The following is a 24,909-nucleotide window of genomic DNA, read 5'->3' as shown; positions in this document are numbered from 1 at the left end:
GTGGCGCGCAACACACCGGTGAGGGGCCCGATGTGGGGGAACCAGGGCCGTATGACGTCGACGCTCGGTCTCCCCGAAACGATCCAGGCCTGCCTCTTCGACCTCGACGGGGTCGTCACCCGAACGGCCGCGGTGCACGCGGCCGCCTGGAAGGAGACCTTCGACGCGTTCCTGTACGCGAGCGGAGGCAAGGACTTCCGGCCGTTCGACGAGGCCCGCGACTACGACGAGTACGTCGACGGACGCCCCCGCGCCGACGGCGTCCGCACCTTCCTCGCCTCCCGCGGCATCGAACTGCCCGAGGGCGAACCCGGTGACCCGCCCGACGCGCAGAGCGTCCACGGGCTGGGCAACCGCAAGAACGAGCTGCTCCTGGAGAAGATCCGCACCCAGGGCGTCCGGCCGTACGACGGCACCCTGCGCTACATAGCGGCGGCACGCGCGCGTGGCCTGCGGACGGCGATCGTCTCCTCCAGCGCCAACACCCGCGACGTGCTGCGCTCGATCGACGCCGAGCACCTCTTCGAGGTACGGATCGACGGCGTCGTGGCGGCCGAGCGGAAGCTGCCGGGCAAGCCGCGCCCCGACACCTTCCTGGCGGCCGCCTGCGACCTCGGCGTCGAGCCGGCGCGGGCGGCCGTCTTCGAGGACGCGCTGGCCGGGATGGACGCGGGCCGCGCCGGGAACTTCGGGTACGTCGTCGGCGTCGACCGGGTGGGGCAGGGCGACGCGCTGTACACGCACGGCGCCGACATCGTGGTGAAGGACCTCGCGGACCTCGGCGGCCTCCAGGGCGGCGTCGACGGGGGAGGGCGGGAGTGATCAAGGACCGGTCCTACACCGTCGAGCCCTGGTACGTGCGCGAGACGCGGCTCGACCTCGACGTCCTGGCGCAGAGCGAGTCCGTCTTCGCGCTCTCCAACGGCCACGTCGGCTGGCGCGGCAACCTGGACGAGGGCGAGCCGCACGGCCTGCCCGGCGCCTACCTCAACGGCGTCCACGAACTGCACCCGCTGCCCTACGCCGAGGCCGGGTACGGCTACCCGGAGTCCGGGCAGACCGTCATCAACGTCACCAACGGCAAGATCCTGCGGCTGCTGGTCGACGACGAGCCGTTCGACCTGCGTTACGGGCGGCTCGTCACGCACGAGCGGGTGCTCGACCTGCGCCGGGGCGTCCTGGAGCGGACCTGCGAGTGGACCTCGCCCGCCGGATCCACGGTCCGCGTGCGCTCGACCCGGCTGGTCTCGCTCACCCAGCGGGCGGTGGCCGCCGTCGCCTACGAGGTGGAGGCCGTCGGCAGCAGCTCCCGGGTGGTGATCCAGTCCGAGCTGGTCACCAACGAGAGCCTGCCCGACCCGAACGGCGACCCGCGCGCGGCCCGTGCCCTGAAGTCACCGCTGGAGCCGGAGGAGGACGTGGCCGTCGGCCGCCGGCTGCGGCTCGTCCACCGCACGAAGCGCAGCGGACTGCGGGTGGCCGTGGCCGCCGACCACGAGGTCACCGGCCCCGAGCGGACCACCGTCGACAGCGAGAGCAACGTCGACGTCGCCCGGCTCACCGTCACCTCCGTGCTGGAGCCCGGTGAGCGGCTGCGGGTGGAGAAGATCGTCGCGCACGGCTGGTCCGGCGCCCGCTCCCGGCCCGCGATGAGCGACCAGGTGGAGGCGGCCCTCGCGGCGGCCGGGCACAGCGGCTGGGCGGGCCTCCTCGACGACCAGCGCACCTACCTCGACGACTTCTGGTCCCGCGCGGACGTCGAGGTCGACGGCGACGAGGAGATCCAGCAGGCCGTCCGCTTCGCCCTCTTCCATGTGCTCCAGGCCGGTGCCCGCGCCGAACAACGCGCCATCCCCGCCAAGGGACTGACCGGATCCGGCTACGACGGCCATGCCTTCTGGGACACCGAGACCTTCGTGCTGCCCCTGCTCACCTACACCGCTCCCGGCGCCGTCACCGAGGCCCTGCGCTGGCGGCAGAACACCCTGCCCGCCGCCCGCGAACGGGCCAGCCAACTCGGCCTGCGCGGCGCCGCGTTCCCCTGGCGGACGATCGAGGGCTCGGAGGGCTCGGCGTACTGGCCGGCCGGGACCGCCGCCTTCCACGTCAACGCCGACATCGCCGACGCCGTGGTCCGGTACGTCACGGCGACCGGGGACACGGACTTCGAAGCGGCCACCGGTGTCGAGCTGCTGGTGGAGACCGCGCGGCTGTGGCGCTCGCTCGGCCACCACGACGCGCACGGCACCTTCCACATCGACGGTGTCACCGGACCCGACGAGTACAGCGCGGTCGCCGACGACAACACCTACACCAACCTCATGGCCCGGGCGAACCTCTTCGCCGCCGCGGACGTCGTGGCCCGGCACCCGGGCGAGGCCGCCCGGCTCGGCGTGGACGAGGAGGAGAGCGCGGCCTGGCGGGACGCGGCCGAAGCGGTGCACGTGCCCTACAACCACGAACTCGGCGTGCACGAACAGCACGCGGGCTTCACCCGCTACCAGCAGTGGGACTTCGCCGGCACCCGCCCCGACCAGTACCCCCTGCTGCTCAACTTCCCCTACTTCGACCTCTACCGCAAACAGGTCGTCAAGCAGGCCGACCTGGTCCTGGCGATGTACACCTGCGCGGACCACTTCGACGAGGAGCAGATCGCCCGCAACTTCGCCTACTACGAGCCGCTGACCGTCCGCGACTCCTCCCTCTCGGCCTGCTGCCAGGCGGTGATCGCCGCGCAGGCCGGCCATCTGGGACTGGCCTACGACTACACGACCGAGGCCGCGCTGATGGACCTGGCCGACCTGGAGCACAACACCCGCGACGGGCTGCACATCGCGTCCCTGGCGGGCACCTGGATGGCCCTGGTCGCGGGCTTCGGCGGGCTGCGCGGTGACCGCGAGGGCCTGCGATTCGCCCCCCGGCTGCCGGAGCGGTTCAGCCGGCTCGCCTTCAGCGTCCAACTCCTCGGCCGCCGACTGAGGGTGGAGATCGGCCCGGACAAGGCCACGTACACCCTGCTGTCAGGCTCCCCCCTGACGATCCGGCACCACGGCACTCCCGTGCTGGTGAACGGCGACGGCCCCGTCGTCCGCGCCGTAACGCCGGTGCCGGACCGGCCGACGCCCCGGCAGCCGCCGCACCGGGGGCCGAACACCCGCTGAGCACCGGGCCGGCGTCCGGGGTCGTGTTTCCCGGCCGCCGGGTGCTGGTAGGTAGTGGGGAGTCGCGGGCGGCGAGGGGGAGTGGCATGGCGGAGAGTGGGCACGACGGGCGGCTCGCGGACGAGTTCTTCACGGCGGGCGGCTCGTCCTTCAGTGACTTCCTGGCGGCGCACCGCCCCGAACTGCTGGCGACGCGCAGTCCGTTCGCCGACGGCTTCCGCGCCGCCCCGGACAGCTTCCCGCACGGTACGACCGTGCTGGCCCTCGTCTACCGCGACGGTGTGCTGATCGCCGGCGACCGCCGGGCCACGATGGGCAACCTCATCGCGCAGCGCGACCTGGAGAAGGTGTACCCGGCGGACGACCACACCGCCGTCGCCTTCGCCGGCACCGTCGGACTCGCCGTGGACATGGTCAAGCTGTACCAGGTCGAGCTCACGCACTTCGAGAAGGTCGAGGGCGCCGCGATGACCCTCGGCGCGAAGGCACGCAGACTGGCCACGATGATCCGGCAGAACCTCGGCCAGGCCATGCAGGGCCTCGCCGTCGTCCCGCTCCTCGCGGGCTACGACACGGCGGCCGCCCCGGGCGCCAGGAGCCGCATCTTCAGCTTCGACGTGGCGGGCGGCCTGTACGAGAAGGCGCCCTTCCACGCCGAGGGCTCCGGATCGCCGTACGCCCGCGGGGCGTTGAAGAAGCTGTACCGCGCCGGCATGTCCCGGCGCGAGGCGGCGCTGGCCGCACTCCAGGCGCTGTACGACGCGGCCGACGACGACTCCGCGACCGGCGGCCCCGACATCGGCCGCCGCATCTTCCCGATCGTCTCGGTCGTCACCGAGGAGGGCTTCGAGCGGCTGCCGGAGGCGGAGACGGAGCGACTCAGCCACGAGATGGTCGAGCAACGCCGCAACAGGCCCGACGGCCCCCACGCCACCCAGCCGCGCCCGTAGGCGACGACGCCGTGAGCCGATCGGGCCCGCGCGGGTAACGGGCCCTCGCGCGAACGGACTCTTCACTCGGGTTCCGGCCACTCATTGCGGTGAGCCTGTCCCGCCGGGCAGGCTCACCGGCACCTCAGGCCTTGCCGTGCTGGCCGCTCTGGGTGAAGTCGCAGTCGTGACCGGCGCTGAGCACGCCGTCGCCGGTGTTGACGTATCCGTCGCTCATGCTGCCGCAGGCCCTCACCCACACGTCCGTGCCCTCGGGAATGTTCCGGGGGTGCCTCGTGTCCGTGGCGTTGCATCCAGAAGTGTTGTGAATCGTCCGGAAGTACCATCCCTGGCCGGGCTTGTGCCAGTTCGGCTGGGCCCGGATGGTGCCGCTGTCGCCTTTGCGCAAGCCTTGTTGACGCTCCGTCAGTAGTGCGATGACCGACCGGGACGGGCCGGGACCACCGCGGCCACCGAGGGCCGCGAACCCGCCGCCCGGTCTCCGGTCTCAGTCGCGTACGCCCCACTCCTTGCGCCGTCTGGCGATCTGCTGGAGCGGGTCGCCGGTGTACGACCAGGGCGTGCGGGTCGCCCGGTGGCCGAGGATCCGCAGCAGCGGCGTCGCCACGTCCGCAGTGCCCGCCGAACACGCCGCGTGGGCAAGGTAGTTGAAGTCGCGCAGCTCGCCCGGGGCGACGGTGTCGTCCTTGCGGCCCATGATCCAGCGTTCCCAGGTGCGCCGGACGTCGCTGACGGCCCCGTCGTTGTTCCAGTGCTGGCCGAGCCCCACCGCGGTGGAGCGGTCCTGCGCGGTGTCGAGGGTGTGGCGGAACTCCTCGACGCGTGCGTACTGCACCAGCACCGGCAGCGGACAGCCCGGCGGGGCCGCGCCGGCCGCGTCACGGGCGAAGTCGTACATCAGCCCGTGCGAGCCGTGCCAGCGTGCGGAGTAGTAGTGCAGCACCTGGAGGTGGCCCTCCATGCTGTACGGATCCCGCTGGTGCAACTCGTCCCACCAGCGGGCCAGTTCCTGCCGGCGCACCCCGGCCGGATAGAGACGGGCGACCGAGATCAGCGAGGTCCACGGCGTCGGGTCGTCCAGGTACGCCTCGGCGGCGGACAGGCACGACAGCACCGCGGCGTCGACCCGGGTCTGGTCGATCGGCACACCGCGGCCCGCGGTGATCGCCAGGTTGAACGCCCGGGCCGTCTCCGTGGCCGCCCGCAGCACCAGCGCGTCGGCGCTGTGCGGCTCGGCGGCCAGCCAGGTCTCCACCGTCGAACTGCCCGCGCAGGCCTGCGCCAGCAGCCGCACCCGGTGGCCGCGGGCGAGCCAGGCGGGGCCGGTGGCGCGCAGCAGGTCCCGCAGGCCCTGCCAGCGGCCGATGACGATGTCGTGCCGGGTGGAGGAGAGGGGAGCGTCCCCGCAGTCGGGGTCGAAATCGGGAGCGAAGCGGTCGCGCGCCATCGGGGCCCCTCTCAGAAGTCGGTGGAGAGGCCCTCGTGGCCGGCGGCGCGCGTCGCCGGGCGACCCACCGGCACGTAGTCGGCCTCGACGGTGCGCGAGGCGTCCAGCCGGGCGGGCCGGTAGTAGTCGCTGCCCTGCCGCCAGTACCAGAGCATCGGCACCAGTCCCACGGCGAGCCCGCCGATGCCGATGACGACCGCCGCGGGGGCCAGCTCACCGAGCGACTCCACGAAGATCCAGAACATGAACGCGGCGCCGAACAGCGGCCACAGCCCGCCGAGGAGGAAGTCGGCAGGGGACTTCAGCAGCGTCTTGCGGTACGCGACGACCGCCGCCAGGCCCGCCAGCCCGTAGTAGACGGCGATCTGGAGCCCGATCGCCGAGATGGCGTCGGCGAGGATGTCGCCCACCGAGCCCAGCGCGTTGGAGGCGACGAACAGCACCAGCGCCACCCCGCCCACCACCGCGATCGCCACCCAGGGCGTGTTCCAGGTGCGGTGCACCCGGCCCAGCGCGGACGGCATCGTACGGTCCCGGCCCATCGCGAACAGCGAGCGCGTCACCTGGATCAGGGTCGTCTCCAGGGTGGCGACGGTGGACAGCAGCACGGCCACGACCAGCACCTTGCCGCCCCAGCCCGGCCACACCTCCTCGCCCAGCGCCGCCAGCACGTTGGCGCCGTTCTTCTCGATCTGCTGCGAGCTGAGGATGACGTTGACCGCGATGGTGAAGACCTCGAAGAGGAGAAAGACGATGCCCACCCCGATCAGCCCCGCCAGGCCCGTCGTGCGGCGACTGTCGCGGGTCTCCTCGCTGAGGTTGCTGGTCACGTCCCAGCCCCAGTAGTAGAAGGCCGCGACCAGCGCCCCCGAGGCGAAGCCGGACACCCCGTCGAAGTGGCTGAATCCGAGCCATGACCAGTCGAACGGCAGCGAGTTGTCCGCGTGGAAGACGGCGAGCACCGCGAACACCGCCAGGATCGCCAGCTCCACACCCGACATGATCAACTGTGCGCGCACGGTGAGCCGGGCCCCGCCCAGCACCACCGCCAGCATCACCAGGAACCAGGCGGCGCCGACGACGGTCGACAGTGCCGTGTTGTCGGCGAGGCCCTCGTCGAAAAGGGCCAGCGTCATCGACCCGGCCGGCAGCGATCCCGCCACCATGAAGATGGTCGCCGAGATCACCAGCGCCCAGCCGCTGATGAAGCCCAGGAAGGGGTGCAGCGTGCGCCCCACCCAGGAGTAGCTGGCGCCCGCGTTGACGTCGATCCGGCTGAGTCGGCTGAAGGCCAGCGCGATGCCCAGCATCGGTATCGCGCAGTACAGCAGCGCCGCCGGTCCGGCCAGGCCCACGGCGCCGGCCAGGACCGCCGTGGTGGCGGCGATGGAGTAGGCCGGCGCGCTGCCGGCGACCGCCATCACCACCGTGTCGAAGGTGCCCAGGACATTCGCCTGGAGGCCTCTTCCGGTGCTGTTGCTCATGGTTGCGCTGCTTTCCGTCGTGCACGCCGCCCGAGCGGGGAGGACCCGGCGGCGTATGGGGGGTGAGGGATGGAGCGCCGCCGCGCGTCGAGAGGGGTGACCTCGGGAAACGTCGGCGGAGAAAGCGCGGAGGGGTACCGTGCCAGCACTGCGTCGGCGGACGGTCACACCGAGTGTGCGAGTGACTATAGCCCTAACGATTGAGCTTTCAAGATTGACGGATAAGTAATGTCCGGGGCCGCCCTTGCAGGTGGCATGTGCCGCGATTGGAGTGGCCCGCACGGGAAACGCGGACGGGGAGACCACAGTCCCCGACGGCGAAGGAGCAACCCATGGGTACGGAGTCAGAGGCGATGGGCGACGACGTCTACCAGCCCACCGGAACGAACGAGGAACAGCAGGACGCCGCCCCGCTCGACCTTCAGGACGCCATCGGCGAACGCACCTACGACGACACCCTCGACGAGGGCTACTCCCCGCCCGAGAAGCCGCTCGGCGTGACCAAGTACGGCACCACCGCGGCCGAACAGCACGAGGGCGAGAACCTCGACCAGCGCCTCGCCCAGGAGGTCCCGGACGTCTCGGAACCGGCCGGCGACGGCGTCGGCGACCTCCCCGACGGCGAGGGCGAACCCGTCGACGCCGAGGCCGGTGACCGGCGCGCCGGCCGGCTGGTCGCCCCCGACGAGGGCGCCCACCCCGACGCCGTCAAGGAGGAGATCGCCCAGGACGTGGGCATCGACGGCGGGGCCGCGGGCGCCGAGGAAGCCGCCGTCCACATCGTGGAGGAGTGAGCGGCCCCCCGCGCGCCCGTCAGTCGCCCGCGCGCCGTCAGTCGCCGATGCGGTCCAACTGCCGCAGCCGGTTGGTGGCGTCGAGGGCGGCGACCTTGTACGACTCCGCCAGCGTCGGATAGTTGAACACCGCGTCGACCAGGTAGTCGACGGTCCCGCCGCAGCCCATCACCGACTGCCCGATGTGGATCAGCTCGGTCGCTCCGGTGCCGAAGCAGTGCACCCCGAGCAGCGTCCGGTCCCCGGGCGAGACCAGCAGCTTCAGCATGCCGTGGGCGTCGCCGATGATCTGCCCGCGGGCCAGTTCGCGGTAGCGGGCTATACCCACCTCGAACGGCACGCTGTCCTCGGTGAGCTGGTCCTCCGTCCGCCCCACGAAGCTGATCTCCGGGATCGTGTAGATGCCGATCGGCTGGAGGTGGTGCATCTGCCCGACGGGCTCGCCGCACGCGTGGTAGGCGGCCGCCCGGCCCTGCTCCATCGCCGTCGCCGCGAGGGCCGGGAAGCCGATGACATCGCCCACCGCGTAGATGTGCGGGACCGGCGTGCGGTAGTGCTCGTCGACCTCGATCCGGCCGCGTCGGTCGGCCGCCAACCCGGCCTTGTCCAGATCCAGTTCGTCGGTCAGGCCCTGTCGGCCCGCCGAGTACATCACCGCGTCCGCGGGGATCTTCTTGCCGCTCTCCAGCACGGTCAGCGCACCCCGCGCATGCCGTTCCACGGCGGCGACGGTCTCCCCGAACCGGAAGGTCACCGCCAGGTCCCGCAGGTGGTACTTGAGCGACTCGATGACCTCGACGTCGCACATGTCGAGCATCCCGGCCCGCTTCTCCACCACCGTGACCTTGCTGCCGAGCGCGGCGAACATGGACGCGTACTCCATGCCGATCACACCGGCGCCGACGATCACCATGGACTGCGGAACCCGCTCGATCGTCAGCACGTTGTCGGAGTCGAGGATGGTCCGCCCGTCGAACTCCACGCTGTCCGGCCGGGCCGGGCGCGTCCCGGTGGCGATCACGATGTGCTCGGCGCTGATCAGCCGCTCCTGCCCGGTGATCTCGCGCAGCGCCACGGTGTGGGCGTCGACGAACCGCCCGGTGCCGGCGAACAGGGCGACGTGGTTGCGGGACAACTGACTGCGGATGACATCGATCTCACGCCCGACCACATGCTCGGTACGGGCGGTCAGGTCGGCGACGGTGATGTTCTCCTTGAGGCGGTAGCTCTGTCCGTACAGGTCCCGCTGGGTCAGACCGGTGAGATACAGCACCGCCTCGCGCAGCGTCTTGGAGGGAATGGTGCCGGTGTGGAGGGAGACCCCGCCGACCATGTCGGGGCGGTCTACGACGGCGACCCGGCGGCCCAGTTTGGCCGCGGCGATGGCGGCCTTCTGACCGCCGGGACCTGATCCGAGGACGAGCATGTCGAAGTCGGGCACGCTCCGGAGTCTGGCAGCCGTAGGGCCCGCCGCGAAAGGGCGGGCCCCGATTGCCCCGGATTACTAGGGCAGCAGCTTCTCGATCGCGCTGGGTCCCTCCTCGGCGAGCTTGCGCCGTGCCCACTCGAGACTGCGCGGGGTGATGTCCCGGCCGGTGGCGAGGACCATGTCCTCCGGCGACACCTCCGTTCCGGTACGCGTGTGGAGCAGGTTGTCCGGGGTGGCGCGCTCCGGGGAGGGCCGGGAGCCGCCTGGCTGTGACGTCGGCATGATGTCTGCTCCTCGCGTCCGAAGGGAGGCTTCGGCCCGGTGCGGTCATCGGGTCCACTAACACCATTCATCCTGGAGCCGCACCCTGCAATCCCGATCAGCTCCGGCCCGAGATGCCGGGAAGATCCACCGGGCGTCTAATGGGCTCCATGGCACCCACCAACGCCGGGAACCCGCACCGCGGGGGACTGCGCAGGCTCGGCGCCTGGTGCGCCCGTCACTTCCTGATCGTCATCATCGCGTGGCTCGTGGGCGTCGTCGCCCTCCAGGTGGTCGGCCGCTCCGTCGGTGGGACCTACGAGGACAATTTTCAACTGCCGGGCGTGCAGTCCACGGACGGCCAGGACGTGCTCAAGGAGCACGACCCGCAGGCCGGCGGCTACAGCAGCCAGATCGTCCTGCACGACGACCAGCCCGTGAGCACCCTGAGCTCACAGTTGTCCACGGCCGTCGGCGACCTCCAGAAGCTCCCCCATGTGCTCTCGGCGCAGAACCCGCTCTCCGTGACGTCGTCGAAGGTCGGCCCGGTGTCGAGCGACGGCAAGACCGCCTATGTCACCGTCCGCTTCGACGTGCAGCCCTCCACCCTCGGCGACGACTATCTGAACGGCGTCGACAAGGCCGTCCAGCCGCTGCGGGCGGCCGGCGCCGACGTCGAGTACGGCGGTTCGCTCGGCGAGCTCGCCCGGCCCGCCGCGAACGACCGGATCAGCGAGCTGATCGGCTTCGCGGTCGCCATCGTCGTCCTGCTCGTCGGCTTCGGCAGCGTCATCGCGGCCGGACTGCCCCTGGTCACCGCCCTGATCAGCGTGGTCGGCGGACTCGCCTGTCTCGGGCTGCTGGCCGCCGCCTTCACCTTCGCCACCGTCTCGCCGACCCTCGCCACCATGATCGGGCTGGGCGTCGGCATCGACTACGCCCTCTTCCTGACCACCCGGCACCGGCAGAACCTGATGGACGGCGCAGATCCCGCCGAGGCCGCCGGACACGCCAACGCCACCAGCGGCCGCGCCGTGCTCGTGTCCGGCACCACCGTGATCATCGCGCTCTTCGGCCTGTACGCGTCCGGGGTGTCCTTCATCGGCAAACTCGGACTCGCCGCCGCCGTCACCGTCGTCTCCGCCGTCGTCGGCGCCCTCACCCTCGTGCCGGCCCTCCTCGGGCTCATCGGCAGACACATCGACCGCTACCACGTCCGCAAGCCGGTCGCCGAGACCGACGCCGAACCGGGCGCCACCCCGCACGGCACCTGGCACCGCTACGCCAAACGCGTCGAGCGCAGGCCCTGGCAGTACCTCGGCGCCGGGGTGGCCGTCATCGCGATCCTCGCGATCCCGGTCTTCTCCATCCAGCTCGGCCACATCGGCGACGGCGCCGACCCGACCTCCTTCACCGACCGGCGGGCCTACGACCTGATGACCGACGCCTTCGGGCCCGGCTCCAACGGACCCCTCACCGTCGTCATCGACCAGACGTCCGTCCCGTCCGACAAGCGCTCCGACCTCTCCGCCCAGGCGCAGAAGACGCTGGGCGCGGTGCCCGGCGCCGTCACGGTCACCCCGCTGACCCCCACCAGCGACGGCGACGTGCTGCTCGCGACCGTCTACTCCAAGCAGGCCCCGCAGGACGCGAGCACCACCGAACTGACGAACCGGCTCGTCGACGACACCCTCCCCGACGCGGTCTCCGGCTACGACGCCAAGGGCTACGTCACCGGCACCACGGCCGCCCAGGTCGACTTCCGGGACATCGTCGCCAGCCGGCTGCCCCTGATCATCGGCGTGGTCGTCCTCCTCGCCTTCCTGATCATCCTCGCCGTGTTCCGCGGGCTCCTCGTCGCGGTCAAGGCCGCCGTCCTCAACGTCCTGTCGATCACCGCCTCGTACGGCGTCGTCGTCGCCGTCTTCCAGTGGGGCTGGGGCGGGCCCGCGCTGGGCGTGCACGGCGACGTGCCCATCGAGAGCTATGTGCCGATGATGATGTTCGCGATCATCTTCGGCCTCAGCATGGACTACGAGATCTTCCTGCTGTCCCGGGTGCACGAGGCCTGGCTGCGCACCGGCGATGCCAAGGACTCCGTCGCCCACGCACTGGAGATCACCGCCCGGGTCATCACCTGCGCGGCCCTGATCATGGTGAGCGTGTTCTCGGCGTTCATCATCAGCGACAACATCGTCGTCAAGATGCTGGGCCTCGGCCTTGCCGTCAGCGTGCTGATCGACGCCACCGTGGTAAGGCTGCTCATGGTGCCCGCCGTCATGACCCTGCTGGGCGCGCGCGCCTGGTGGACCCCGCACTGGCTGGACCGGATCCTGCCGCACATCGACGCCGAGGGCGACGCGGAGACCCTCAGCGGTCCGCCCGGTGGGCCGTTCGACCCGCCGGCTCGAGAACGAGCATCGTGACGTCGTCGCGGACGGCGGGGCAGTGGCGCAGGACGTCCGTCCACACCCGTTCCGCCGTCGTCGCCGGGTCTGCGCCGGCGGCGAGGGCGGGCAGGCGGTCGAGCAGGGGGTAGAAGACTCCGGCGGCGTCCCTGGCCTCCGAGACGCCGTCGGAGGCCAGGAAGAGGCGGTCGCCGGGGCGCAGGGGCAGTACGCGGGCGGTGAGCGGGGCGCCCTCGGGGAGACCGAGCCCCAGCGGCGTCCACGGGACGACGTCCAGCTCCGTGGCCGTGCCCTCGCGCAGCAGCACCGGCGGGGGATGCCCGCAGACGACCACGCTCACGGTGTCCGCGTCCGGCGTGAACTCCAGCAGGACCGCCGTCGCGAACAGCTCGGCGTGCGTCACCCGCGCCGAGTCCACCGTCAGCCGCCGGTCCAGCCGGGCGGCGACCCGCGCCAGGTCCGGCTGGTCGAGCACCGCCTCCCGGAACGCTCCCAGGAGCGAGGCCACCGTCGCCACGGCCGCCAGTCCGTGCCCCTGGACGTCGCCGAGCACCGCCCGCACCCCGTGGTCGCTCGCCCGGACGTCGAAGAAGTCACCGCCGACCAGCGTCCCGCGCTGGGCCGCCCGGTACAGACCCGCGCAGCGCACCGGACCCACCCGCTCGGGGACCGGCGGCACAAGGGCGTTCTGCGCGGCCTCGGCGATCGTGCGCTCGGTGTCCAGCTGGGCGTCCCGGCGGCGGCGGACGAACGCCACGAACACGCTCAGCACCGCGACGAAGCACACCGTCAGCACATCGGTCTGGCCCGGCTGGTCGAGCTGGAACGCGGGCAGATTGAGCATCACGACCACGGCCACGCCGAGCAGCGCGGTCGCCGCCGGACCGTACGACAGCACCGCCAGCGGCGGGATCGCGCCCAGCATGAACCCGATGTCCAGCGGCTCGGGGCTGGTCAGGGTGGCGACGCAGACGCCCGCGATCAGGAGAAGCGGCAACGCCCGTACCCAGCGAGGGGGCGGCGCGCCGCGCAGCCAGCCCCGGCGGTCCCCGTCGAGTCGTCCCACACCCCCACGCTCCACCGTGGCCGCGACGGGCGCACGCCGAAAAACCCGTGGACGCGATCGAGAGCGGCCCCCTAACGTGTGATCGCACGCCCGGACACCCACGGAAGGAGGCGAGCGCCATGCGAACCGCATTCATCCCGCGCTCCCGCTCCGTGACCCCGGCGTGCCGCGTCTGACCGTCGTCCGACGCCCCGGGAGCGCACCACGCCGTACGCGACCCGGAGGAATCCGTGACCGATCTGGTCATCCGCGCTCTCGACGAGAGCGACGTCCATCTGTTCGACACCCTGCCCGACCCGCTGCGCGCCGCCGACGCCTTCGGCAGGATCACCTACCGGCCCGACTGGAAGCGCGTCGCCCTGCGGGACGGCCGGGTCGTCGCCCGCGCCGTCTGGTGGGGCGGACCCGAGGACACCGAACCGCTCGTGGTGGAGTGGTTCGACTTCGCCGACGGCGAGGAGGAGGCCGCGGCCGAACTCCTGCGCACAGCCCCCTGGCAGGTCGGCCTGGAACTCGTCATGCCCGGCGGCTGGCGCGACGACCCCGCCATGCGGGCCGCCGCCGAGGCCCGGCACCGCGCCGCCCGCGCGGCCGGCCACACCCCGCTGGTGGAACGCTTCGTGTACCGCTGGACCCCGGAGTGCGGACTGCCCGACCGTCCCGGCCGCCTGAGCTTCGCCCCCGAACCGGACGACGCCGTGTTCTTCGACGCGCTGCGCCGCATCCACTCCGACACCCTCGACGCCCACGCCCGCAAGGCCATCGGGGAAGGCGGCCTCGACCGGGCCGCCCAGGAGGAGATCGACTTCTTCCGCTGGTGCCCGTCGCCGCGCGAGTGGTGGCAGGTGGCCCGCACCCCGAGGGGAGAACCGGCCGGCATCCACATCCCGGCCCACAACCCCTCAGGACCCTGCGTCGGCTTCATCGGCGTGCTGCCGGAACACCGGGGTCACGGCTACGCCTACGACCTGCTCGCCGAGTGCACCCACTATCTCGTCGAGCGGGGTGCCGAGTTCATCGCCGCCGCCACCGACCAGGGGAACTTCCCGATGGCGGCGCACTTCGCCAAGGCCGGCTATCCGATCGTGCGGGAGCGGGTGAACTTCGAGACCGGGTGACGGCCCGAAGGCCCGGGGAGGGCGGTGCGTCAGTGCGCTCCGTCCTCCAGCAGGGCCTCGACGTCGGCCAGGATCTCCGTGACGCGCAGGCCGAACGCGGCGTCGCAGGCGTGGGGGCGGCCGTCCCGGGCCGACACGAGCAGTTCGTCGGCGGCCCGGGTGAGGGCGTCGGCGGCGTCGCCGCCGCCCTGGGGGAGCCGCGTCACCCCGGCGGTGCCGCGCAGCTCCACGCCCGAGCCCGTCGCCGCGGGCGGGGCCGTCAGACTGAGCGTCAGCGTGCCGGAGGCGCCGTCCGCATGGTCCAGGACCACGTGGACGGTGTCCCGGGGACCACGGGCCGCGGCCGTCACCCGGCGGACGTCGCCCAGGACCGGCAGCAGCACGGACAGCGCGTGTGGACCCACGTCCCACAGGGCACCCTTCTCACCGCGCCAGGGCGTGGCGAAGGGGTGGTCGCCCGTACCGTGGAACACGTCGCCCAGCCACTCGGCGTGTCCCGTGAACCATCCCCCGGTCTCCGCCTGTTCGGCGATCCAGGCACCCGCCTCGGGCACGAACCGGGTGGTGAAGAAGACGACCGAGGCGACGCCGGCCTCCCGCACGGCCCGGACCACGGCCCGCGCTCCCGGCACCGTCGTGGCGACGGGCTTGTCGAGCAGGAGATGACAGCCGGCCCCGGCGGCCCGCACCGCGAGCTCCGCCTGGACGTCCGGCGGCAGGGCGACGGCCACCGCGTCCACGTCCGTGAGCAGGGCGTCCACGTCGTCGTAGGCAGATGTCCCGTGCCGGTCGGCGAGTTCCTTCGCCGCCTCCGGGCGACGGCCCCAGACACCGACGAAGTCGAGCGCTTCGTGCGCTTGGAGGACGGGGGCGTGGACCATCTGTGCCCAGGGGCCGGTGCCGAGCAGACCGATGCGCATACCGCTGACTCTCCCTGATGCCGACCGACGTGACGGGTGGTGACGGGTGACGTCCCGCCGGGACGCCGACTCCGACCGCGAGCCTCGCACACCGCCGTCGCGCGGGACACCCCCGGGCGGTGCTCCCGGCCGTCAGGCCGCCCGGGCCTGAGCCGGACGGGAGTCGTCCGCCACCGGAGCGGCTGCGGAGGTGCCCCGGACCAGCCGCAGATGCCGCCTGCGCCCGGCATGGCGTCGCTTGTCCCGGACCGGTGCGAGCAGGCGTTCCTCGACCCGGTCCATGACGGCGATCAGGACGGACAGCAGCGGCAGCAGCAGCACGGCGACCCAGAGCACGGTTCTCTCCTCGGCAGGCGACGCCGTGCCGGGTGCTCAGAATCGGGCCGTTGATGCCTGCCGTGCGCGCATCAGGTGCGAGGAGGCGCGGGGAAGCCCGTCAACAGGGCGTCCGCCTGGGCCAGCCCGCTCTCCGCGGAGATCTCCCGCACCGTCTGCGCGGACCGGATGGTGGCGAACGTGACCCCGCCGTCCGCGAGCCGATAGCCGTACACGGCGGGCCTCGGCAGGCTGTTGTACGACCAGTGCGCAGAGAAGTAGTACCCGCCCGTGTCGTGCAGCACCACCAGGTCCCCCTCGGAGAGGGCGGGCAGCGGCCGGTCGTGCGCCACGACGTCCCCGGCGAAGCAGAGCGGTCCGGCGACGTCCTGCCGGACGAGCGGCGTGCGCTTGGGCGCGCCGTCCGGACCGTACGCGGACACCCGCACAGGCCAGTCGTCCGGCATGAAGACGGTGCGGGTGGCGACCTGCCCGCCGGCGTGGGTGAGCGCGACCCGGCGTCCACCGGCGTCCTTGACGTACTCGACCAGGGCCACCGTGAAGCCGTTCTTCGCGATCAGGGAGCGGCCGAACTCGGTGACCACCTGATAGCGGCCGTCCAGCAGCGCGGGCTCGGCGGCGGTGAGCGCGGCCACGTATTCCGCGTAGGTGGGCGTGACCGTGTCGTCGGCGAAGTTCACCGGCAGCCCGCCGCCCAGGTCGAGGCTGGTCACCTGACGGCGGCCGACGTACGCGTTGATCTCCTCGGCGAGCCGGTGCGTCTGCGCGAGCCCCTCCGCGATCAGCGGCAGGGGGCAGCCCTGCGAGCCCACGTGCGCGTGCAGCCGGGTCAGCCACGGCCGCCGCGCGAAGGCCTCCACGACGCGGGTGCGGGCCCCCGGATCACGCAGGGCCACCCCGAACTTGGAGTGCGCGGTCGCCGTGCTCATCGCACCGATCGACCCGCCCCCGACCTGCGGGTTCACCCGCACTCCGAGCACCGACGCGCAGTCCTCGGGGCGCAGCGCGTCGATCCGGTCCAGCTCGTCGAGGTTGTCCGCGTTGAGCGCGACGCCCAGGGCGAGGGCCTCCCGGATCTCCCGGCGGGTCTTCGCCGGCGAGTCCAGCACGATGCGCGCCGGGGCGAACCCCGCGTCCAGCGCCAGTCGCAGCTCGCCGGGGCTCGCCACCTCGCAGCCCATGCCGGCGTCGGCGAGCAGCCGCAGCACGGGTACCAGGGAACAGGCCTTGGCGGCGAAGGTGTGCAGGACGTCCGGCACCCGCGTGAACGCCTCGTGCAGGCCGGCGACGCTGTCGCGCACGCCCCGCACGTCGACGAACCCGGCCAGCGGCCGGTCCTCGCCGAGCAGCCCGTCCATGACGGCCTGCCGGACGGCGAGGGCGACGGGAGAGTCGTCGGTCGGCTGGTCGGTCTGCTGGTCGGCTGGCGGGCCGGTCCGCTGGTTCTCGGTGGGGAGCAGCACGTGCTCGTCTCCTTCGGGCGAGGAAGGGTGTCACGCGGTCGGGTGACACTTCCAGATTCCTCCCGTGCCGCCCGCACGTCTTTGGGGAGCGGGCCAAAGACAAGCGGAACCTTTGTGTCATCGGACGGACGGCATCCGACACTCGGGCGCTCAGGACTCCTCGGGCGGGACCAGCCGGGCCGCGAGGGTCAGCAGCAGCCGGGTGTCGGGATCGTCGAGGTCCACGCCGTACCGCTCCCGGACCCGGCCCAGCCGGTAACGGAGCGTGTTGGCGTGCACGACCAGGCGTCGCGCCGCCTCGGGGACGTCGCCCCCGGCGTCGAAGTAGGCCGCCAGGGTCCGTACCAGCTCGCCCCCCGCCGCGAGGTCCGCGCGGATCAGGTCGTGGACCGGCCCGCTGCCGGACTCCCACACCGGACGCGCCGCGTCCAGGATCCGCAGCACCTCCAGCGCCGCGCCCGCACCGGCCGCGTCGGCAAACCGCGGGGGCCGGGGCCGCCCGGCGGCCGATGCCCTGGCCTCCCGCTCCCGCAACGCCCGGACGACGAGCCCGGCCCGCCCGTACGACAGGTCGGCCCGCTCCGGGGTGACGACCGGGCCGACACCCAGCCACACCGCCGGCGCACCCGGCAACGACGAGACGACCGCGTCCAGTTCGCGCACGACGCCGAGCACGGCCCCCGCATGGTCCGCCGCGACGGCATCCCCGGTGAGGAACAGCGCCAGGCGGTCGCCGCCCCGCAGGATCCCGGTGCCGGGCCGGTGCGCGGAGATCTCCAGGGCGAGGACGTCCAGGGCCCGGTCGTCGGCCCGCGCGCCCGGCCGTCGTTCGGCCACCACCACCGCGCACGGCGCGTCCGGGGACAACCCCAGCGACCAGGCGTGCGTACGCCGGTCCCCGAGACCGTGCAGCAGACCGCGCAGCGCGGCCTCCCGGCGGTGGGCCGTACCGCTCTCGCTCAGCCGCTCGCGCACCAGCAGCGGAGCGGCGAGCCCCGCGGCCGTACGCAGATGGCGGGCGGCGTCCGGGGCCAGGGCGGCACCGTCCGCGGCGGCCCAGATCGAGCCGAGAACCTCCCGCCCGCTGCGCACGGCGACGACCAGCCGCTCCGGGTTGTCGCCGTCGGCGGGCCGGTGGATGACGTCCTCGGAGGTCCACAGGGCGCGCAGCAGACCGCTGCGCCGCAGCTCGGCGACCCGCCAGTCGGGCACCCGGCCGCCGAGGATGACGGTCCGGCGCAGGGGGTCGGCGCCGGGGCCGGTGGCGGAGTGGGCCAGGACCCGCAACCGGGTGTCCTCGATGGTGATCGACCCCTTCACGTCCGCCGCGACGCGCGCCGCCAGGACCGCGAGGGAGGGCGCCGTCTCCGGGCCCCGGAGCGCCCCGGCGTCGTCGGCCCGACCGGCCCGGACGTAGGAGAGCGCCGAGCGCAACAGCGCGGCGGCCTCGGCCCAGCCGGTGCCCTCGGCACGGGCGAGCAGGGCGACGCCGGTCTCCCGGGCCGCCTCCACCGGACCGGTGATCCCCGCACCGGTGACCTCCTGGTCCGTGACCTCCTCGCCGGTGTCGCCCAGCACGACGGCACAGGCACCCCGCCGCGCGGCCTCGCGCACGGTACGGGCGTCCGGGGCGGCGCCCACGGCCAGCAGCAGAACGCCGGCGGTCGCCGGATGTCCCGGACCTGGATCTGGACCCGGCTCCGGTCCCGGTCCGGACGCCGATCCAGGACGAGGCCCCGGTCCCTGATCCCGCCTGAGGTCGTCCGGCTCGTCGAGGCCGTGCGGCAGGTCGAGGTCGCCGTGGCCTACGGGATCGTCGAGGTCGTCGAGGTCGTCCAGGCCGACGGCGATCCGCCGGACGACGGTGTCGGGCGCGGCGGGTGCGTACAGCAGCCGCACCGCGTTGCCGTCCTCGAAGGCCAGCAGGGACCGCAGCGTCGCGGCGGCCTCTCGCAGGGCCGGAGCCTCCTCGTTCATCGTCCGACGCTCCCGCCCTCGTCCCTACGACGCACCCCGTGTGCTCCCCGCCGACGATAGGCGTCCCGGCCGGCGACGCGGGCCGCGCCGGGGCGCCGTCTCCCCGGTCTCCTCCGCTGGAGAGCCACGAGACCGGTGACATCGCTGATCCCCACGCACCGGTCCCGCCCCGACAGTGGCAACGCCAACCCAGCGGCGGCGTCCCCCGCGGCCCGCCCGACCGAGAGGACGACTCCTCGTGCAGGATCACATGCGCACCGGTGCGGCCCATCGCGCCTCCACCGGTTTCCCCCACCGCAGGTCCGGACAGCTCGCCCGGCTCGCGACGGCGGTCGCCGCCGTCGTCGGCCTCACCACGCTCAGCGGCCCCGGCGCGCAGGCGGCGGACAACCCCTACGAGCGGGGCCCGGCGCCGACCACCGCGAGCATCGAGGCGGCACGCGGCCCCTACGCGGTCTCGCAGACCACCGTCTCCTCGCTCGCCGTGACCGGCTTCGGCGGCGGCACGATCTACTACCCGACCAGTACCAGCGACGGCACCTTCGGCGCGATCGCCGTCTCGCCCGGCTACACCGCCACCCAGTCCTCCATCGCCTGGCTGGGCCCGCGGCTGGCGTCCCAGGGCTTCGTCGTCTTCACCATCGACACCCTCACCACGCTGGACCAGCCCGACTCCCGCGGCCGTCAGCTGCTCGCCGCCCTGGACCACCTCACGCAGGTCAGCTCCGTGCGTACCCGCGTCGACAGCAGCCGGCTCGGCGTCATGGGCCACTCGATGGGCGGCGGCGGCAGCCTGGAGGCCGCCAAGGCACGGCCCTCGCTCCAGGCCGCGATCCCGCTCACGCCGTGGAACCTCGACAAGTCCTGGCCCGAGGTCGGCACCCCCACGCTGATCGTCGGCGCCGACGGCGACACGGTCGCCCCCGTCGCCAGTCACGCCGAGCCGTTCTACTCCAGCCTGCCGTCCTCCCTGGACCGCGCCTATCTGGAGCTGAACAACGCCACCCACTTCACCCCGAACTCGTCGAACACGACGATCGCGAAGTACGGCATCTCGTGGCTGAAGCGCTTCGTCGACAACGACACGCGCTACGAGCAGTTCCTGTGCCCGCTCCCGCGGCCGAGCACGACGATCGACGAGTACCGGGGCAACTGCCCGCACACCTCCTGAGTCAGGGTGAGGAGAACGGGGTCGCTGCCGCTGCCGCTGCCGCCGTCGCCGTCGCCGTCGCTGTGCCCGTGCACGCGGCGCGGCGGCGGCCGTTGGGACCCGGCACAAGGTGTGCCGGGCCCATCGCACACGAACCCACTGGTGACAGGCCCCGAACGGCCCGCGTCGGCGTCATCGCCCGCGCGGTCGCACGGCTTCCACCGCCCGTTACCCGTACGTAACGTCACGGGAATGACCGGACAGACGACCGCCGCCGACGGCGGTGTGCGGGTGGTGACCGGTGAACCCGGTTGCGGCCGCACGGCGTTCCTGGCCCGCGTCGCCCGCTCGTGCCCGGCCGCGTCCGTGGTCGATGTCCGGGCCGACCGGGTGACGTCGGCCGTACCCCTAGGGGGGCTGCGCGCGCTGCTGCGCGTCCTCGGCGCACCGGTGGGCCCGTGGTCCGCCACGGGGCAGCCCTGCGCTGCGCTCCTCGACGCCTTGCGGGCCGCCTCCGCCGGCCGGCCGATGCTGCTGTGCGTCGACGACGCCCATCTGTGGGACGCCCCCACCAGGGCCGCGGTGGGGCGCGCCGCCGAGCAGTTGCGCGGGAACGGCCGGGTGGGCGTGCTGCTGAGTGTGTCGGGACACCGCCCGGTCGACCGGGAGTTCGCCGCGCTGCCGGTGGTCCGTGTCGACCCGCTCTCCCCGGTGGAGGCGGCCGCGCTCCTGGACGAGGCGACGGGCGGGGCCCTCGACCGGGCCGTGCGCGACGATCTGGTCGACGCGGCCGAGGGCAGTCCGGCCCTGCTGCTGGCCATGGTCCGGCGGCTGTCGCCCGCCCAGATCCGCGGTCACCGCAGGCTGCCGGGCCCGCCGGCCGACGCCGAGCTCCTGACCGGCCTGGCCGGCGGCTTCCTGACCGGGTTCACGTCCGCGCAGGAGGACCTGCTGCTGACGGTCGCGGCGGCCGTACGGGACGCGGACGACACGGAGGACTCCCGGATCGGCCTGGCACTCGCCCGGCGGGCAGCGGAGCACCTGCGGGGGACGCGTCCCGGCACGGAGTCCGTCCTTCCGTCCGATCCGCTTCCCGACGTGCTCGTCCTGGCCGACGGCGAGGTCGGGTTCCACAGCGATCTGCTGCGCCGCGCGGTGTACGCGGGGGCGCGGCCCGAACGGCGCCGTGCCGCGCACCGCGCGCTGGCCCGGGCGCTGGAGGAGGTGGGTGCCGCAAGGCTGCGCGCCCTGCTGCACCGGGCCCGGTCCGCCACGGTGCCCCGTCGCGGGACGGCGACCGAACTGGCCGTGGCGGCCGGCGACCGGAGGCATCCCCGGAGCCTGCGGTGCGCGGCGTACGCCCACGCCGCCGCACTGGCCGAGGACGGCACGCGGCGCGCGGAGTGGTACACGGCCGCGGCCGAGCAGGCCCTGCTCGGGGGCCGCACGCACCGGGCCCTGCGGTTGCTCGACAGGGCCCGGGACAGCGCGGCGCCCACGGCACTGCGCGGCCGGGTCGAACTGGTCCGCGGTACCACGGTCCTGTACGACGGCCCGGTCGACGAGGCCCGAGCGTCCCTGCTCCTGGCGGCCCGCCTGCTCACCGAGTCGTCCCCACGGCAAGCCCAATCGGCCCTCCTGGCCGCAGTGGACGCCGCCTGGGCGGCAGGCGACGCCCAGGGCTGCCTGCACCTGCTGAGCACCGGCGCCGACGCCCCGGATACCGCCTCGGGGCGCCCGCACGTACTGCTCGACGGTGAGAACGGCCTCCCGGATCCCGGCGCGTGGCCCGGCCCCCGGCAGTTCGGGGAGCGGCCGGCGGACCGGTCGGGGCGGCTGGGCGATGCGGCGGGCAGGCCGTGCCTGCTGGATGGCGAGGACGGTGGCCCGGGCACCGGTCCACTGGCCGGCGTCCGGCCGTCCCGGGACCTTTCGGTGGTCCGGTCTGCGCCTCCGGACGATCCGGTGTACAACGGTGTGCCGGTCCGGGCAGGCAGCAGTGCCGTGCTGGGTGGCTATCGCACCGGCCTCCGGGCCCTGCTCGAAGGGCAGTTCGCGCAGGCGGCGGGGCCTCTGCGGCGGCTGGTGGTGGACGCGGAGGCTGCGGGTGACGCGGCCGGCGCCGACGAGCCGGACACGGCGTTGCGCGCGGCCGCAGCCGCCCTGTTGCTGGGCGACCTGGCGGCCGCCCGCCGCGCCGGGGCGCGGGCCCTGGCCGCCGCCCGTACCCCCGGGACCGCCGCGGCCCTCGCGCGGGCCCGGGAGTACCTCGCCTACGCCGAGCTGCGCGCCGGACGGCACACGCTGGCAAGGACCCACGCGGAGGAGGGGCTGCGGGCCGCGCACCGCACGGGGCAGCGCAACACGGCCGCCCACCACCACGCGGTGCTCGCCCTCGCCGCGTCGATCGAGGGCGCTCCGGAGGAGGTCGCCGCCCATGTGGACACCGCGCTGGCCACCGCTCGCGGACACGGCCTGGTCCAGGCCGCGACGCTGGCGGAGTGGGCGGCGGCCCGCGCCGACCTCGCCCGCGGGCGCCCCCGGGAGGCCGCGGACCGGCTCGGTCCCCTCGTGCGCCCGGGGCCGCGCAGGGGGCACTTCGCGGTGTGGATGCTCGCCGTGCCCTGCTTCGTGGAGGCCGCCGCCTCGACCGGACGGGCCGACGACGGCGTCGCCGAGGTCGTCGAGGAGTTCGCCCGGTGGGCCGGATTCGGCGCCGACCCGCAGGCCCCCGCCCAACTGACGCGTTGCCGTGCGCTGCTGGCTCCGGCCGACCGGCCCGACGCCCTGTTCCGCCGCGCGCTGGACCTGCACGACGTGGCCGCCGGCGGCGACTTCGAACGTGCCCGCACCGAACTGCTGCACGGCAAGTGGCTGCGCAGGCGCCGCCGGCTGAGCGAGGCCCGCGATCGTCTCGGCGCCGCCCTGGTCGGGTTCGAACGCTGCGGCGCGCGCGCCTGGGCGGACCAGGCCCGCGCCGAACTGCGGGCGGGTGGCGTGGCACCGGGAGGCGGTGTGAGAGCGACGGGACCGGGCCTGGGGCTGGACGGACTGACACCACAGCAACTGCGGATCGCCCGGTGCGTCGCCGAGGGCGCCACCAACCGGGAGGTGGCGCTGACCCTCTCGGTCAGCACCCGAACCGTCGACTACCACCTGCGAAAGGTCTTCGCGGCGCTGGGCGTCCGCTCCCGCGTCGAACTGGTGCGCATGGTCGAGAAGGCCGGACAGGAGGGTTGACCGGAGAGAAAACAATGGTGCACACCCCTAGGGACCGACCGGACGGTATGCCATCCTTCGTGGCAGGACGAGTCGGACGGCTGGACACTGCCCCGGGGGAGGACCGCGATGCATCAGGCCCTACGGTCACGGACCGTCTTCCGCCCCGCGGCCGGCGCACCGGCGGCCCCCGGCCCCCGGCCGCATCCCCAGCACGTCCGGTCGCTGATCGACGCCGACGCCCTCCGGGTCCTGCACCGTGCCGCCCGGGTGCTGCTGGCGGACCTGCCCGATCTCACCGACCGGCTGGTGGCCGCGCTCCAGGACCAGGAGCCCGCCTACCGGGCTGCCGTGACGAGCGATCCCGCCGCCATCTGGCAGGAGGTGCACCGCTCGCTGCGGCACAGCGTGGCCTCGCTGATCGACCCGCGCGGCAGCCGGGACGCGGCCCGCCGTTGCTCGTGGAAGATCGGCGCCACCCGCGCGGAGCAGGGCCTGCCGCTGGACGCCCTGCTGCACGCGTTCCGGCTGGGCGGGTCCCTGGTGTGGCAGGGCCTCATCGAGGAGACCTGCCGCACGGCTCCCGAGGACGTGCGGCTGCTCGTGCACATCGCCGCCGACGTGTGGAACTTCGTCGACGAGCACTGCACCCTCGTCGCGGACGCCTACCGGCAGGTCGAGCGGCAGCTCGCCTGGCGGCGCGAGAACCGGCTGCGGGTGCTGGCCGACGCCCTGCTCGACGGCGCCAGCCGGATCGCGGACCTGCCGGAGACCGCCCAGGCGCTGGACCTCCCCGAAGAGGGCCGGTACGTCGTCGTGGCGGTGACGGCCGGCTGTCCTTCCGACGCCGCCGGCGCGCGGGCCGCCCACGGCCGGGGCAGGCGCGTGTACTGGCACACGGGGGTGGAGGCGGACTACGGCATCGTCCTCCTGGGCGAGAACGAGAGCGGGATCGAGGGCGGAAGCGAGGTCGGGAGCGGGAGTCGGGACGTCGGCTCCCCGGGGCCGACGTCGGCCGTCCCGCCGGCCTCCGGCAGCGCACGGACCGGGGTGAGCACGGCGGTGTCGGGGCTGGCCGCGGTCGGGGACGCCCGCCGCCTCGCGGACATCGCGCTCGACATGTGCCCGCGGACCGGCGGCACGATCCGGCTGACCGAGCACCTCCCGGCCGCACTGGTGGTCTCGACCCCCGACCTGGGTGCGGCGCTGGTCGAGCGGGTGCTCGGCCCGCTGAGCGGTCTGGAACCCGCCGACGAGGCCGTCCTGCTCGACACCCTGGCCACCTGGCTGGCCTGCGACGGCTCCGCCCAGCGGGCGGGGGAGCGGCTGTACTGCCACCGCAACACCGTCCTCAACCGACTGCGCCGCTACGAGCAGTTGACGGGCCGTTCCCTGTCCCGGCCGGCCGACCTGGTGGAGATCAGCCTCGCCCTGACGGCACGGGGCTTGCGCACCCGCTGATGCCCCGGGCCCGCACACGCACACCTGAACTCCGGCCCCGTTCCCTGAGTCCCCCCACCTCACCGCTCCCGGGGTACCTGTGGCCGGTCTGCCGGGCATCCGCGTCGCAGCTCGCGCGGGGTGCCTGCGGCCCGTCTCCGGGGCGTCGGCGTTCCGGCTCTCCCGGATGCCCCGGCACGCCGCCGGGGGCGTCCGCGTCCCGTCTCTCCCGAAGCTCCGGCCCGCCGCCCGGGCGTCCGCCTCTCATCCTTCCCAGAGACCCCGG

General features: G+C 73.6%; 18 protein-coding genes. 9 read left to right on the top strand and 9 right to left on the bottom strand.

The features are described from left to right. The first annotated feature begins 51 nt into the window (after nucleotides 1-51). From OHU34_RS05065 to prcB, 3 genes are all read left to right on the top strand, one after another. Nucleotides 52-822, top strand: a complete 771-nt coding sequence (locus OHU34_RS05065) for a beta-phosphoglucomutase family hydrolase (protein WP_405765002.1) — start codon at nucleotides 52-54, stop codon at nucleotides 820-822. Continuing rightward, entirely contained in the window at nucleotides 819-3,161 is a 2,343-nt protein-coding gene (locus OHU34_RS05060; RefSeq protein WP_142267510.1) for a glycoside hydrolase family 65 protein, read from the top strand. Before OHU34_RS05065 ends, OHU34_RS05060 begins: the two co-directional genes overlap by 4 nt. Before the next feature lie 86 nt (nucleotides 3,162-3,247). Next, on the top strand, nucleotides 3,248-4,111 hold the full coding sequence (gene prcB / locus OHU34_RS05055) for a proteasome subunit beta (protein WP_405765000.1): 864 nt from the start codon (nucleotides 3,248-3,250) through the stop codon (nucleotides 4,109-4,111). A gap of 487 nt (nucleotides 4,112-4,598) precedes the next feature. On the opposite strand, the gene OHU34_RS05050 is transcribed toward prcB, so the two are convergent. Next, nucleotides 4,599-5,558 carry a hypothetical protein gene (locus OHU34_RS05050; RefSeq protein ID WP_142267512.1) on the bottom strand — a complete coding sequence of 320 codons (960 nt, stop codon included), beginning with the start codon at nucleotides 5,556-5,558 and terminating at the stop codon, nucleotides 4,599-4,601. Between the two features lie 11 nt (nucleotides 5,559-5,569). Continuing rightward, entirely contained in the window at nucleotides 5,570-7,042 is a 1,473-nt protein-coding gene (locus OHU34_RS05045; protein WP_405764997.1) for an APC family permease, read from the bottom strand. Nucleotides 7,043-7,374: 332 nt separating this feature from the next. Here OHU34_RS05045 and OHU34_RS05040 point away from each other — a divergent pair, with 332 nt between their 5' ends. After that, nucleotides 7,375-7,836 carry a DUF5709 domain-containing protein gene (locus OHU34_RS05040; RefSeq protein WP_054238856.1) on the top strand — a complete coding sequence of 154 codons (462 nt, stop codon included), beginning with the start codon at nucleotides 7,375-7,377 and terminating at the stop codon, nucleotides 7,834-7,836. 37 nt (nucleotides 7,837-7,873) lie between these two features. On the opposite strand, the gene sthA is transcribed toward OHU34_RS05040, so the two are convergent. Both sthA and OHU34_RS05030 read right to left on the bottom strand, forming a co-directional pair. Then, nucleotides 7,874-9,277: a Si-specific NAD(P)(+) transhydrogenase gene (gene sthA, locus OHU34_RS05035; RefSeq protein WP_142267514.1), complete on the bottom strand. Its 1,404-nt coding sequence runs from the start codon at nucleotides 9,275-9,277 to the stop codon at nucleotides 7,874-7,876. 63 nt (nucleotides 9,278-9,340) lie between these two features. Continuing rightward, complete coding sequence (locus OHU34_RS05030) at nucleotides 9,341-9,547, bottom strand: hypothetical protein (protein ID WP_057603951.1); 207 nt, start codon at nucleotides 9,545-9,547, stop codon at nucleotides 9,341-9,343. A gap of 140 nt (nucleotides 9,548-9,687) precedes the next feature. Here OHU34_RS05030 and OHU34_RS05025 point away from each other — a divergent pair, with 140 nt between their 5' ends. After that, on the top strand, nucleotides 9,688-11,952 hold the full coding sequence (locus OHU34_RS05025; protein ID WP_372481675.1) for an MMPL family transporter: 2,265 nt from the start codon (nucleotides 9,688-9,690) through the stop codon (nucleotides 11,950-11,952). Here the strand turns inward: OHU34_RS05025 and OHU34_RS05020 are convergent. Then, a complete protein-coding gene (locus tag OHU34_RS05020) occupies nucleotides 11,897-13,000 on the bottom strand; it encodes a PP2C family protein-serine/threonine phosphatase (RefSeq protein ID WP_405764993.1) in 1,104 nt (367 codons plus the stop codon). The two genes, OHU34_RS05025 and OHU34_RS05020, sit on opposite strands and share 56 nt — an antisense overlap. Nucleotides 13,001-13,230: 230 nt before the next feature. Here OHU34_RS05020 and OHU34_RS05015 point away from each other — a divergent pair, with 230 nt between their 5' ends. Beyond that, entirely contained in the window at nucleotides 13,231-14,118 is an 888-nt protein-coding gene (locus OHU34_RS05015; RefSeq protein ID WP_142267517.1) for a GNAT family N-acetyltransferase, read from the top strand. A gap of 29 nt (nucleotides 14,119-14,147) precedes the next feature. Here OHU34_RS05015 and OHU34_RS05010 read toward each other — a convergent pair whose 3' ends face one another. The 4 genes from OHU34_RS05010 to OHU34_RS04995 all read right to left on the bottom strand — a co-directional run bounded on the left by OHU34_RS05010 (nucleotide 14,148) and on the right by OHU34_RS04995 (nucleotide 18,814). Then, nucleotides 14,148-15,038: a Gfo/Idh/MocA family protein gene (locus OHU34_RS05010; protein ID WP_405764989.1), complete on the bottom strand. Its 891-nt coding sequence runs from the start codon at nucleotides 15,036-15,038 to the stop codon at nucleotides 14,148-14,150. A 132-nt stretch (nucleotides 15,039-15,170) separates the two neighbouring features. Further along, nucleotides 15,171-15,374 (bottom strand): hypothetical protein, encoded by a 204-nt coding sequence (locus OHU34_RS05005; RefSeq protein ID WP_020129069.1) that lies wholly within the window; start codon nucleotides 15,372-15,374, stop codon nucleotides 15,171-15,173. 71 nt (nucleotides 15,375-15,445) lie between these two features. Next, nucleotides 15,446-16,837 carry a diaminopimelate decarboxylase gene (locus tag OHU34_RS05000; RefSeq protein ID WP_405764986.1) on the bottom strand — a complete coding sequence of 464 codons (1,392 nt, stop codon included), beginning with the start codon at nucleotides 16,835-16,837 and terminating at the stop codon, nucleotides 15,446-15,448. A gap of 150 nt (nucleotides 16,838-16,987) precedes the next feature. Continuing rightward, nucleotides 16,988-18,814 (bottom strand): CdaR family transcriptional regulator, encoded by a 1,827-nt coding sequence (locus tag OHU34_RS04995; protein ID WP_142267520.1) that lies wholly within the window; start codon nucleotides 18,812-18,814, stop codon nucleotides 16,988-16,990. A gap of 250 nt (nucleotides 18,815-19,064) precedes the next feature. On the opposite strand from OHU34_RS04995, the gene OHU34_RS04990 reads away from it, so the two are divergent. The 3 genes from OHU34_RS04990 (at nucleotide 19,065) to OHU34_RS04980 (ending at nucleotide 24,644) form a co-directional block, all read left to right on the top strand. Next, nucleotides 19,065-19,985, top strand: coding sequence for a dienelactone hydrolase family protein (locus OHU34_RS04990; protein ID WP_200839883.1), 921 nt, complete (start codon nucleotides 19,065-19,067; stop codon nucleotides 19,983-19,985). A gap of 231 nt (nucleotides 19,986-20,216) precedes the next feature. Beyond that, nucleotides 20,217-23,204, top strand: coding sequence for a LuxR C-terminal-related transcriptional regulator (locus tag OHU34_RS04985; protein WP_405764983.1), 2,988 nt, complete (start codon nucleotides 20,217-20,219; stop codon nucleotides 23,202-23,204). Nucleotides 23,205-23,312: 108 nt separating this feature from the next. Further along, complete coding sequence (locus tag OHU34_RS04980; protein ID WP_405764980.1) at nucleotides 23,313-24,644, top strand: PucR family transcriptional regulator; 1,332 nt, start codon at nucleotides 23,313-23,315, stop codon at nucleotides 24,642-24,644. The last annotated feature ends 265 nt before the right edge of the window (nucleotides 24,645-24,909 follow it).

Origin of the sequence: Streptomyces sp. NBC_00080 (assembly GCF_045041255.1) — a bacterium.
GTDB classification, from domain to species: domain Bacteria; phylum Actinomycetota; class Actinomycetes; order Streptomycetales; family Streptomycetaceae; genus Streptomyces; species Streptomyces coriariae.
Note: the sequence above shows the minus strand (reverse complement) of the source record. Positions and strands in the feature narration are given on the sequence as shown.